Here is an 11,202-nt window from a genome sequence, read left to right as displayed (position 1 = left end):
TGGGCCATGGCCTCGATCAGCAACACCCCGGGCATCACCGGGTAATCCGGGAAGTGCCCCTGGAAGAAGGGCTCGTTCACGGTCACGCACTTGATGCCGACGATCGACTCGTTGGGCTTGTAGTCCTCGCAGCGGTCGACGAGCAGGAACGGATAGCGATGCGGGATCCGCTCGAGGATCTCGGTGATGTCGATCTGCGTGGGGTCCTGCCCCGTCGGCGCCTTGCGCGTCATTCGCCTGTCCCCCTTCGGCGCGCCATGCGGGACAGCCACGCCGTTTCCTTCAGCCAATCCCGGATGGGACGGGCCGGCATGCCGCCCCACGTCTCGCCGGCCGGAATGTCCTTCATGACGCCCGCCGCGGCCCCGATGCGGGCGCCGTCCCCGATGGTCACGTGATCGGCCACGCCGGCCCGGCCGCCGAATTGGGCGCCGTCGCCGATCGTCACGCTGCCGGAAATGCCGGTGTGCGCCGCCATCACACAGTTGCGCCCGATCAGGACGTTGTGGGCGATCTGTACAAGGTTGTCGATCTTGGTGTTCTCGCCAATGACAGTGTCGTCGTAGGCCCCTCGGTCGACGCAGGTGTTGGCCCCGATGGTCGCCCCGTCCTGGATGATCACCCGGCCAAGCTGGGGCACATCGACCAGCCCGCCAGCGCCGACGGTCGCGCCGAAGCCGGGCTCGCCGATCACCGCGCCTGCGAGGATTCGCACCCGATCCCCGACCAGGGCGAAGCCCAGCGTGACGTTCGGCCCGACGTCGCAGTCGCGGCCTATGGCGACGCCGGGGCCGATTACCGCATTGGCTCCGATCACCGTGCCGCGTCCGATGCGCGCCCCCGCCCCGATCACCGCCCCGGGGCCCAGCACCACGCCCTCTTCGAGATGGGCGTCGGGCGAGATCGCCTCTCCGCCCGCGCGGCGCGGGCGGTGGAGGCGGTTTGCGGTCAGGGCGTAGGCGGCGTGCGACGCGGGGCCGACCAGCGCCGCGCAGCCCACCGGGACCGCCTCGGCTTGAGCCGGCGCGACGAAGCAGGCGCCGGCCGCCGAGGCCTTGAGCGCCGCCACATGCCGGCGGTCGGAAAGAAACGTGATTTCGTCGGGCCCGGCGCGTCCGAGGATCGAGACGCCGCGGACCTGGCGGTCGGCATGCGCGGCGTCGGCGAGCTGCGTGCCGGTCAGGTCCGCAAGCTCGCCCAGCCGGATCGGGCCGAGGTCGTCGAAAAAGCGCGGGTCGGGCATGGCGTCCTTAGGAGCAAGCACGACCCGCTGGGTCGGGCGTCCGGCTTAGCGCCGGCCGCCCGCCGCCGGAGCCGCGGCCGGAGCGGCCGCCGCAGGCGCGCGAGTCGCCCCAGTTTGCGCAGGCGCCGCCGGCTGGTCCAGCCGCTCGCGGTCGAAGGTGAACTGGGTGATCTTGGCGTTAAGCGCCGTGACCACGGCCGGGGTCAGATCCAGCGCCGGGTTGGCGATGACGACCGAGTCCCGGTTCAGGAGCACGGCGCAGCCCTTCTGCTGATAGGCCTGGCGGATCAGCGGCTCCATCTCCTGACCAACGCGGCCGATGGCCTTCTGCTCAGTTGCCGAGACTTCCTGTTCGCGCTGGGCGGCCTTGCGCTGCAGGGCGTTGACTCGCACCTGCAGGGCGGCGCCGCGCTGTTCGAGCGTCGTGCGGTCGAGCGTGGCGCTCTGGGTCTGCAGCGTGCGGCTCTCGGTCTCAATCGCAGTGCGCTCGCCGTTCAGCTCGGCGTTCACCTGGCCGATGATCTGCTGCAGGCGGGTGTCGACGTACTTGCCCACCGTCGAGCCGGCGATCGCGCCCTGGATCGACAGGATGCAAAGTCCGGGAGGGGCGGCGCCGTGGGTGACCGCCGGGGCGGCCGGGGCGGCGGCGGGCGCCGTGGCCTGTTGGGCGAGGGCCGGCGCGCCCGCGCCGAGCGCGGCGGCGGCGAGAGCCGCGGCGATGATCTTGGAGGTCATGTGTTCCTAGAACCTGGTTGAGGTTGAGAACCGGAAGGTTTCGGTCCTGTCATAGTCTTCTTTGGCCAAAATTTGGCTGAAGTCGAAGCGAATGGGGCCCATAGGGGAGCGCCAGTGGATACTGAGACCCGCGGCGGCGCGAAGCGACAGATCGTCCCGGATGGCCGGATTGACCGTCCCGGCCGGGCAAGCCGTGGTGTTGCCTCGGCAGAGCTTGTCCTTCTTGTCGAGGATGCCCAGCGTGCCGACGTCGGTGAACACCGCCGCCTTGATGCCGTACTGTTCGGGCAGGAAGGTCGGCACCGTCAGCTCGACCGTGCCGATGGCGTAAGCCTTGCCGCCGAGCGCGTCGCGGCGGTTCTGGCTGGTGTCGCGCGGACCGATACCGGCCGTTTCGAAGCCGCGGAAGTTGTTGCCGCCCTTGAAGAACCGGTCGTTGATCCGGACCGTGTCCCCGGCCCAGCCATCGACATAGCCGCCGGACCCCATCACGCTGAGGATGAAGTTGCGGTTGAAGCCCCAATACCAGGCGCCCTCGAACTCCGTGCGCAGGTAGTTCACATCGCCGCCGAAGCCGGCGAGGTCCTGGTTCACGCCGACGTAGAAGCCGCGGGTGGGATTCAGATAGTCATTCCGCCGGTCTAGGCGATAGCCGTAGCTGACCGACGAGGTCAGGTAGGCGCCCTGCTGGTCGCAGATGACCGACGAGAAGAGCTCCTGCTCGCACTGGCCGCCGCCGATCGAGACGTCGTCCTGACGCAGCGTGTAGCCGAGGGTGCCGCGCGAGCTGACGCTGAGCGGGAAGTTCAGTCGGACGCCCGATCCGAGGGTCTCGGTCTTGTACGCTTGGAAGCGGCTGAGATCGTATTGGTAGTAGTAGACGTCGAGGCCGGCCGCGACGTCACGGCCGAGGAAGCGCGGCTCGGTGAACGAGAAGTCCACCTGCTGGCGGAACGAGCCCATCGAGACCCGGGCCCGAACGTTCTGACCGCGGCCGCGGAAGTTCCGTTGGGTGACGCCGAGGTCGATGACCAGCTGGTCGATCGACGAATAGCCGGCGCTGAACGACAGCTCGCCGGTCGGCTGTTCCTCGACCTGCACGCGCAGGCCCGTCCGGTCCGGGGCGGAGCCGGGAACCTCGGTGATGGTGACGTCCTTGAAGTAGCCGAGGCCGCGGATCATGTTCCGCGAGCGGTCGACCAGCGCCCGGTTGTACGCGTCGCCCTCCGAGACGTTCATCTCGCGGCGGATCACGTAGTCGAGCGTCGCCGTGTTGCCGACGATGTCGATCCGATCGACGTAGACGCGCGGACCTTCGTTGACTTGGAAGACGACGTCGACGACGCCCGTCTCGCGGTTCGGCGTGTAGCGCGGCCGCACGTCGACGAAGGCGAACCCGGCGGCGCCGGCGGCGAAGGTCAGGGCGTCGGTCGCCCGTTCCAGCGCCTCGTCCTCGTAGGTCTGGCCGGTGCGGACCGGGATCAGGGCCGTCAGGGTCGCCTTGTCGAGCTTCTGCAGTTCGGTCTCGACACTGATCTTACCGAATTTGAACTTGCGGCCTTCATCGAGGGTGTAGGTGACGACGAAGCCGTTCTTGTCGGGAGCCAGCTCCGCGACCGCCGAGGCGACGCGGAAGTCATAGAAGCCGCGGTTGCGGTAGTGCTTGCGCAGCTGCTCCTTGTCGTACTCGAGGCGGTCCGGGTCATAGTTGGCGTTGCTGGTGAAGAACTTGTACCAGCGGGTCTGCTCGGTCACGACGACGTCGCGCAGGTCGTTGTCGGAGAATTCCTGGTTGCCCAGGAAGTTGACGTTGAGGATGCCGCTCTTGGGCCCTTCCTCGATCTTGAAGATCAGGTCGACCCGCTTCTGCGGCAGCTCGACGATCTGGGGCGTGACGTTGGCGGAGATCCGGCCGGAACGGCGGTAGAGCTCGACGATCCGTTGGACGTCGGACTGGACCTTGGCGCGGGTGAAGATGCCGCGCGGGCGGATGCTCACCTCGTCGCGCAGCTTGTCTTCCTTGAGGCCCGAATTGCCCTCGAAGATCACCCGGTTGATGATCGGGTTCTCGACCACGGTGATGATCAGGTCACCGGCCTCGAAGTCGATCTTCACGTCGGCGAAAAGGTCGGTCTGGAACAACGTCTTCAGCGCCAGGTCGAGGCGGGCCGGGTCAACCGGCTCGCCGGCCTGGATCGGCAGATAGGAGACCACGGTGGCGTGCTCGATCCGCTCGTTGCCGCGCACGACGATCCGCTGGACCGTGCCGATCACGTCGCCGGCGGCCGGCGCCGGAGCGGGCCCCGGCGCGGTGGCCTGAGCCCCCGCCCCTTGCGGCGCGGCCTGCGCCAGCACCACGCCGGGCGTGGCCAGGGCGGTCGATCCCAGAAGCAGCGCAAGGCCGGAGGCGAGCGCAGCGTTATGGGCGCAGTGTCTTTGCATCGAATCAGCCGTTTGGAGAATTCCGGTGGCTAGGAGAATAGCCCGCCGAAGAGATTGAACACACGCAGGCGCTGCAGATCGTTCCAGGTCGCGAACAACATCAATCCTAGCACCAGCGCAAGGCCCACCCTGTATCCTGCCGCCTGAACCTTGGCGGCAAGAGGGCGACGGGCGACCGCCTCATAGCCATAGAAGAGCAGGTGCCCGCCGTCGAGCACGGGGATCGGCAGCAGGTTCAGGAAGCCGATGCCGACCGAGATGTTGGCGACCAGTTCGAGCATGGTGACGAGGCCGTTGAGCGCCAGGGTCCGCAAGTCGGGTGAGACCTCCGCGGTCTTCTTGGCGATGTCGCCGGAGAGCTGAGCCATGCCCAATGGGCCGGAGAGCTGGTCGGCGGTCTCGCGGCCGACGATCAGGCGGCCGAGATAGTGGACGGTGGTGCCGATCACCTCCCAGGTCCGCTCGACGCCGCCAGCCACCGCCGCGATCGGGCCGTAACGCCGGACCTGCACGTCGCCCGGCCGCTGCTGATATTCGAGCCCGAGCACGCCGAGGCGCTGTTCGTTGCCGAGGCGGTCGACGATGACGCCGCGCTGCGGGGTCGCGGTCAGCGCCACCTGGCGGCCGCCACGCTCGACGACGAAATCGATGGGCGTGCCGCTGCGCAGGAAAACGATGGCCTGCAGGCTGGTGAAGCTGTCGATCGCCTTGCCGTCGGCGCGCACGACAATGTCGCCGGCCTGGAAGCCGCCACGCTCAGCCGGGCTGCCGGGCTTCACGCCGTCGACCCGGGCCGGCGTATAGGGCTCGCCGAGCGTCAGGAGCAGCGCGCTGAAGATCGCCGCGGCCAGCAGGAAGTTGGCGATCGGGCCGGCGGCGGTGATCACCGCCCGCTGCCAGAGAGGCTTGAAGTGGAAATAGCGGCTCAGCGCCGCCTCCCCCTCCCGCGCGGCGAGGTCGCGGCGCAGGGCGGCGAGGTCGTCCTGGTCCGGCACGCTGGCGGCGTTATCGTCGCCGGCGAAGCGGACATAGCCGCCGAGCGGCAGCCAGCCGATGCGCCATTGCACGCCGTCGCGATCACGCCAGGCCGCGATCGCCTTGCCGAAGCCGATGGAGAACTGGTCGATCTTGGTGCCCAGCCACTTGGCGGCCAGGAAGTGCCCGAGCTCGTGCACCGTCACCACCACGCCCAGAACGATCAGGAACGGGATGATGTAGATCAGGGCGGACTGCAGGAAGCCGATCAAAGGGGACTCCATCACGCCCGAGCCATAAGACCAAGGACCACGCCGTCCGCCACGCGGCGCGCCGCCGCATCGGTGGCCCGCGCCTCCTCCAGCGCATCGTTGCTCGCCGGGCCGAGGTCCGCGCCCGCCATGCGATCGAGGGTCTCGGAGACCACCCGGGCAATATCGAGAAAGCCGATTTTGCGGTCAAGGAAGGCGGCGACGGCCACCTCGTCGGCGGCGTTCATCACGGCAGGCGCCCGGCCTCCGGCGGCCAGCGCCTCCTTGGCGATGCGAAGCGCCGGGAAGCGCTCCAGGTCCGGGTCCTCGAAAGTCAGCTGGCCGGCACGGGCAAGGTCGAGCCGCTGAGCCGGCCACGGCAGGCGATCAGGCCAGGCGTAGGCGCAGGCGATCGGTGCGCGCATGTCGGGCGGCCCGAGCTGCGCCAGGGTCGAGCCGTCCTGGTACTCGACCAGGCTGTGGACGATGGACTGCGGGTGGATCAGGACGTCGACGCGCTCCGCGGGCATGGCGAACAGGTAGGCGGCCTCGATGACTTCAAGGCCCTTGTTCATCATGGTCGCAGAATCGACCGAAATCTTGGCGCCCATGCTCCAGTTGGGATGGGCCAGAGCCTGTTCAGGCGTCGCCAGGGCCATTTGCTCGCGCGACCAGGCGCGGAACGGCCCGCCTGACGCCGTCAGGATCAGGCGCGAGACGTGGCGAGCGTTGGCCGGGTCCAGCACCTGAAAGATCGCCGAATGCTCGGAATCGACCGGGATGACGGAGCCGCCGGCCTCACGCGCGGCGCTGAGCAGGGCCGGACCGGCGCAGATCAGGCTTTCCTTGTTGGCCAGGGCGACGGTGGCGCCGGCCCTGGCGGCGGCGAGCGTCGGCTCGAGCCCCGCGAAACCGACGATGGCGGACATCACCCAGTCGGCGCCCGCGTCAGCCGCCTCGGCCACAGCGGCGGCGCCGGCGGCGGTTTCGATCCCCGTGCCCGCCAGGCGATCGCGCAGTTCGGGAAGCTGAGCCTCGTCGCGGATCACCGCCAGGCGCGGGCGCCAGCGCCTGGCTTGCTCGGCCAGGCGCTCGGCGTTGCGGCCGGCGGCCAGGGCGGCGACCTCAACCTCCAGGCCGGCCTGCTCAAACAGATCAAGGGTCGAGACGCCGATCGAGCCCGTGGACCCCAGGACGCTGACTTTACGCGGCAGGCTCAATGCGCCCATCCCCAATGGTTGATCAGGCGGGCGGCAGACATCACGACGACGGCGAACATCAGGCCGTCGACCCGGTCGAGCAGGCCGCCGTGGCCGGGGATCAGGTCACCGGAATCCTTCACGCCGAAGCGCCGCTTGATCGCCGATTCCCAGAGGTCGCCGGCCATGGTCGCAAGGCCGACCAGCAGGCCGATCAGCGCCGCGGCCACTAGGTTGAGCTGGAACACCGACACCGCCGACATGATGGTCCCGACCGCCATCGCCGCCGCCAGGCCACCGAAGAAGCCGGACCACGTCTTATTGGGCGAGAAGCGGGGCCAGAGCTTGGGGCCCTTCAGGGCGTTGCCGACGACGTAGGCGCCGATGTCGGCGGCCCAGGTGACGGCGAACAGCATCAACGTCCACCAATGCCCCTGGGCCGACATGGCGTGGTCGGCGTCGCGCAGCCACACGAGGCAGATGCCGGCCGGGGCGATGTAAAGGACGCCGAGCGCGGCGTCGGCCGGACGCTCCGCAACCCCCCGCGCGACGAGGGCGGCGGCGGCGGCCCCCGCGAAGACGCCGATCCAGGCGAGGCCGAAATGGCCCTGGTGCGTAAGGAAGACGCTGGACAGGACCGCAACGGTGACCGCCAGGGCGACCCGAACCGGGGCGTGCGGCGCGCTCATTCCACCCCATTCGATGGACAGCAGGGCGACGGCGACCGCGATGACGACGAGGAACAGCCAGCCGCCGAGCCACACGGCGGCCAGCGCGCCCGGCACCAGCACCACGGCCGACGCCACGCGCAGGCCGAGGTTCGACCAGTCGAAGCGTCTAGCCGGCGGCAAGGACGTCATCGGGGATCACGGCGCCATAGCGACGATCTCGGGCCGCAAACGCGGCGAGCGCGGCCTTCAGGTGGTCGGCGCCGTAGTCGGGCCACAGGACGTCCTGGAACACGAATTCGGCGTAGGCGGCTTCCCACAGCAGGAAATTCGACAGCCGCTGCTCGCCGGACGGGCGGATGATCAGGTCAAGCGGCGGCGAGTCCGCCGTCGCCAGCAGGCTGTCGAAGGTCGCTTCCGTCAGGTCGTCGGGCCGGGCGCGGCCGGCTGCGACCTCGGCGGCGAAGCGCCGGGCGGCGTCGACGATGTCGGCCCGGCCGCCATAGTTGAAGGCGATGTTGAGGAAGAAGCGGTCGTTGTGGGCGGTGCGCGCCTGGGCGTTCTCGATGATCCGCACCAGTTCCGGCGACAGCCCTTCCCGGCGGCCGACCACCCGGACACGGACGCCTTCGCGCTCCAGCCGCTCGATGTCGCTCTCGAAGTAGCGCTTGGGCAAGGCCATGAGCTCGGCGACTTCGGCGGCCGGGCGGCTCCAGTTCTCCGTCGAGAACCCGAAGACCGTCAGCCAGCGGATGTTGGTCTGGGCGGCGGCCGACACCGTGCGCTTCAGCGCCTCGACCCCGGCCCGGTGGCCGAGGGAGCGCGGCAGGCCGCGCTGTTTCGCCCAACGGCCGTTGCCGTCCATGACGATGGCCGCGTGGAGCACAGCCGCGCCTTCTGGCGATGTCGGGTTCGAGGCGGCCATGCCGATGATCCTGAAGCGCCGGGCGCGATCAGACCTGCATGATCTCTTGTTCCTTGGTCTTCAAGGCCTCGTCGACGCGCTTGATGGCCTCGTCGGTCAGCTTCTGGACCTCGGTCTCCATCTTCTTCTGCTCGTCCTGATTGATGACCCCGTCCTTCTCGGCCTTCTTGAGGTCGTCGTTGGCGTCGCGGCGGATGTTGCGGACGGCGATGCGCTGCTGCTCGGCGTACTTGCCCGCGATCTTGGCCAGCTCCTTGCGCCGCTCCTCGGTCAGCGGGGGGATCGGGATGCGCAGGTTCTGGCCATCGACCACGGGATTGAGCCCGAGGCCCGAGGCACGAATCGCCTTCTCCACCGACACGACCGTGCCGCGGTCCCAGACGCTGACCGAAATCATCCGCGGCTCCGGCACGCTGACGGCGGCGACCTGGTTGAGCGGAACGGTGGAGCCGTAGGCATCCACGTGCACCTGGTCGAGCAGGCTGGCCGAGGCGCGGCCGGTGCGCAGGGAGGCAAACTCCTCCTTCAGCGCGGCGACAGCCTTGTCCATTCGGTCGCGGTACTTCGCCAGCACCGGCTTTTCGGTCGTCGCCATGGACGTGTCTCCGTATCGAACCCTAGCGGGAAGAGGCTCAGATCAAGCGAGAGGATCAGGCGATCGTCGTATAGACGCCCTCGCCCCTCAGCACCTTCAGGAAATTGCCCCGTTCGCGGATGGAGAACACCACGATCGGGATCTTGTTGTCGCGCATCAGGCTGACAGCCGAGGCGTCCATGACCTTGAGGTCCTTGGCCAGCACGTCGGTGTAGCTGAGCGTGTCGTAGCGTTTAGCGCCGGCGTCCTTCTTGGGATCGGCGGTGTAGACGCCATCGACGCTGGTGCCCTTGAAGAGCGCCTCACAGCCCATTTCGGCGGCGCGCAGGGCGGCGCCGGAGTCCGTGGTGAAGAAGGGGGCGCCGACGCCGGCGGCGAAGATCACCACCCTGCCCTTTTCCAGATGCCGCTGGGCCCGGCGGCGGATGTAGGGCTCGCAGACCGCGTCCATCGGGATGGCCGATTGCACGCGGGTGTGGACGCCGGCCTTTTCGAGCGCGCCCTGCAGCGCTAGGGCGTTCATCACCGTCGCCAGCATGCCCATATAGTCGGAAGTGGCGCGCTCCACGCCGCGCCCGGCCAGGGAGACGCCGCGGAAGATGTTGCCGCCGCCGATCACCAGGCTGAGCTCGACGCCCGTCTTCACCACTTCGGCGATGTCCTCGGCCGTGCGGGCGAGAGTGGCGGTGTCGATGCCGAAGGGCTGGTCCCCCATCAGAACCTCGCCGGAGACCTTCAGGAGGATCTTCTTGTAGCGCGGCGGGGCGTCGGGCATCGGCGGGTCCGGACCAGTTTGTCAGAGAGTAGATATACCAAGGGCGCGAACCGCGTCGATGCGGCCGCGCCCTTGAAGTCTCAGTCAGGCTTTAGGAAGCGCCGGACATCTGGGCCACTTCGGTGGCGAAGTCCGGGCCTTCCGGGCCCTTGTCGACGCCTTCGCCGAGGGCGAAGCGCACGAAGCCCTTCACCGACACCGGCGAGCCCGTCTGCTTGGCGGTCTCGGCGATCAGCTCTTCGATCGTCTGGTCGGGGTTCATAACGAAGGGCTGCTTCAGGAGGACGACCTCCTCCTGCCACTTGCGGATACGGCCCTCGACCATCTTCTCGGCGATCTCGCGCGGCTTGCCCGACTCCATGGCGGTCTGGGTCTGGATCTCGCGCTCCTTGGCGACGACTTCCGGGTCCAGCTCGTCGGAATTGAGCGCCAGCGGCGGGGTCGGCGTGCCGGCCACGTGCATGGCGATCTTGCGGCCGACGTCGGCCAGGACGGCCGCGTCGCCGGCGCCTTCCAGCGCGACCAGGACCGCCAGCTTGGCGACGTCATCGCCCTGCTTGTTGTGCAGGTAGATGGCCACGGCGCCGTTGGCGACGCTGATGCGGGCCGCGCGACGCAGCTGCATGTTCTCGCCGATGGTCGCGATCAGGTTGGTGATCGCGTCCTGGACCACTTCGCCCTTCGAGGTCTTGGCGGCGCGGATCGCCTCCGCATCGCCGTCGACGCCCAGCGCCACGGTCGCGAACTCGCGGGCCGCGCTCTGGAACTGGTCGTTCTTGGCGACGAAGTCGGTCTCGGCGTTGAGCTCGACGAGCACGCCGGTCTTGCCGTCGGCCGAAATCTTGCCGGCGACGAGGCCTTCGGCGGCGGCGCGGTCGGACTTCTTGGCGGCCTTCGAAAGGCCTTTGGTCCGCAGCCAGTCCATCGACGCTTCGACGTCGCCGTTGTTCTCTTGCAGGGCCTTCTTGCAGTCCATCATGCCCGCGCCGGATTTCTCGCGCAGTTCCTTGACCAGCGCAGCGGTGATTTCCGCCATGGTCAGCTCCTTATCGTTGTGGATCGGACGGGCCCCTTTTGAGGGCCCGTCATCAGGGTTTCGTGACGGCTAGCCGGTTGGGCTCAGCCGGCCTGCTCTTCGCTCGACGCTTCGGCGGCCGGGGCCTCTGCAGCGGCTTCCGGAGTAGCCTCGGCGGCCGGAGCCTCCTCAGCGGTCTGCGGCGCCAGTTCGCGGGCCAGGGTCGGCTCGACCGGAGCTTCCGAGGCGCCGATGTCGACGCCCGACGCGACCTGGCCGGCGGCCAGACCGTCGAGGATCGAGTCGGCCATCAGGTCGCAATAGAGCTGGATGGCGCGGGCGGCGTCGTCGTTGCCCGGGATCGGATAGGTGATGCCGT

The 11,202-nt window shown here is 68.7% G+C and carries 11 protein-coding genes and 1 pseudogene; all 12 read right to left on the bottom strand.

Annotated elements, in window-relative coordinates; translation table 11 throughout:
• Positions 1–233 (bottom strand): annotated as a pseudogene (locus ACILRF_RS10590) (3-hydroxyacyl-[acyl-carrier-protein] dehydratase FabZ); the annotation flags it as partial.
• Complete coding sequence (lpxD, locus tag ACILRF_RS10585) at positions 230–1,243, bottom strand: UDP-3-O-(3-hydroxymyristoyl)glucosamine N-acyltransferase (protein WP_395672652.1); 1,014 nt, start codon at positions 1,241–1,243, stop codon at positions 230–232. The pseudogene ACILRF_RS10590 and the gene lpxD, both read right to left, overlap by 4 nt.
• Before the next feature lie 45 nt (positions 1,244–1,288).
• The gene (locus ACILRF_RS10580; RefSeq protein ID WP_395672650.1) at positions 1,289–1,978 is read right to left on the bottom strand and encodes an OmpH family outer membrane protein; all 690 of its coding nucleotides are present in this window, start codon (positions 1,976–1,978) and stop codon (positions 1,289–1,291) included.
• A gap of 6 nt (positions 1,979–1,984) precedes the next feature.
• A complete protein-coding gene (gene bamA / locus ACILRF_RS10575; RefSeq protein WP_395672648.1) occupies positions 1,985–4,420 on the bottom strand; it encodes an outer membrane protein assembly factor BamA in 2,436 nt (811 codons plus the stop codon).
• Positions 4,421–4,449: 29 nt separating this feature from the next.
• Positions 4,450–5,679 carry a M50 family metallopeptidase gene (locus ACILRF_RS10570; protein WP_395672646.1) on the bottom strand — a complete coding sequence of 410 codons (1,230 nt, stop codon included), beginning with the start codon at positions 5,677–5,679 and terminating at the stop codon, positions 4,450–4,452.
• Complete coding sequence (locus ACILRF_RS10565; protein ID WP_395672644.1) at positions 5,679–6,875, bottom strand: 1-deoxy-D-xylulose-5-phosphate reductoisomerase; 1,197 nt, start codon at positions 6,873–6,875, stop codon at positions 5,679–5,681. The genes ACILRF_RS10570 and ACILRF_RS10565 overlap by 1 nt, the downstream gene beginning before the upstream one ends.
• Positions 6,863–7,705, bottom strand: coding sequence for a phosphatidate cytidylyltransferase (locus ACILRF_RS10560; RefSeq protein ID WP_395672642.1), 843 nt, complete (start codon positions 7,703–7,705; stop codon positions 6,863–6,865). The genes ACILRF_RS10565 and ACILRF_RS10560 overlap by 13 nt, the downstream gene beginning before the upstream one ends.
• Positions 7,683–8,438 (bottom strand): polyprenyl diphosphate synthase, encoded by a 756-nt coding sequence (gene uppS / locus ACILRF_RS10555; protein ID WP_395672641.1) that lies wholly within the window; start codon positions 8,436–8,438, stop codon positions 7,683–7,685. The genes ACILRF_RS10560 and uppS overlap by 23 nt, the downstream gene beginning before the upstream one ends.
• A gap of 28 nt (positions 8,439–8,466) precedes the next feature.
• Entirely contained in the window at positions 8,467–9,033 is a 567-nt protein-coding gene (frr, locus tag ACILRF_RS10550; protein WP_395672639.1) for a ribosome recycling factor, read from the bottom strand.
• 55 nt (positions 9,034–9,088) lie between these two features.
• Complete coding sequence (gene pyrH / locus ACILRF_RS10545; protein WP_395672637.1) at positions 9,089–9,808, bottom strand: UMP kinase; 720 nt, start codon at positions 9,806–9,808, stop codon at positions 9,089–9,091.
• Between the two features lie 91 nt (positions 9,809–9,899).
• Positions 9,900–10,844 carry a translation elongation factor Ts gene (tsf, locus tag ACILRF_RS10540; RefSeq protein ID WP_395672635.1) on the bottom strand — a complete coding sequence of 315 codons (945 nt, stop codon included), beginning with the start codon at positions 10,842–10,844 and terminating at the stop codon, positions 9,900–9,902.
• An 83-nt stretch (positions 10,845–10,927) separates the two neighbouring features.
• Positions 10,928–11,202: 30S ribosomal protein S2 (locus tag ACILRF_RS10535; protein ID WP_395672633.1), on the bottom strand; the 275-nt coding region annotated here is incomplete at its 5' end.

This window comes from Phenylobacterium sp. (assembly GCF_044236515.1).
In the GTDB taxonomy this organism is placed as follows: domain Bacteria; phylum Pseudomonadota; class Alphaproteobacteria; order Caulobacterales; family Caulobacteraceae; genus Phenylobacterium.
The sequence above is the reverse complement of the archived record's forward strand: the minus strand, read 5'-3'. Positions and strand labels throughout refer to the sequence as shown.

Coding starts and splice junctions, on each gene's coding strand:
- lpxD (WP_395672652.1), bottom strand. CDS start 1,243: ATGCCCGACCCGCGCTTTTTCGACGACCTCGGCCCGATCCGGCTGGGC.
- ACILRF_RS10580 (WP_395672650.1), bottom strand. CDS start 1,978: ATGACCTCCAAGATCATCGCCGCGGCTCTCGCCGCCGCCGCGCTCGGC.
- bamA (WP_395672648.1), bottom strand. CDS start 4,420: ATGCAAAGACACTGCGCCCATAACGCTGCGCTCGCCTCCGGCCTTGCG.
- ACILRF_RS10570 (WP_395672646.1), bottom strand. CDS start 5,679: ATGGAGTCCCCTTTGATCGGCTTCCTGCAGTCCGCCCTGATCTACATC.
- ACILRF_RS10565 (WP_395672644.1), bottom strand. CDS start 6,875: ATGGGCGCATTGAGCCTGCCGCGTAAAGTCAGCGTCCTGGGGTCCACG.
- ACILRF_RS10560 (WP_395672642.1), bottom strand. CDS start 7,705: ATGACGTCCTTGCCGCCGGCTAGACGCTTCGACTGGTCGAACCTCGGC.
- uppS (WP_395672641.1), bottom strand. CDS start 8,438: ATGGCCGCCTCGAACCCGACATCGCCAGAAGGCGCGGCTGTGCTCCAC.
- frr (WP_395672639.1), bottom strand. CDS start 9,033: ATGGCGACGACCGAAAAGCCGGTGCTGGCGAAGTACCGCGACCGAATG.
- pyrH (WP_395672637.1), bottom strand. CDS start 9,808: ATGCCCGACGCCCCGCCGCGCTACAAGAAGATCCTCCTGAAGGTCTCC.
- tsf (WP_395672635.1), bottom strand. CDS start 10,844: ATGGCGGAAATCACCGCTGCGCTGGTCAAGGAACTGCGCGAGAAATCC.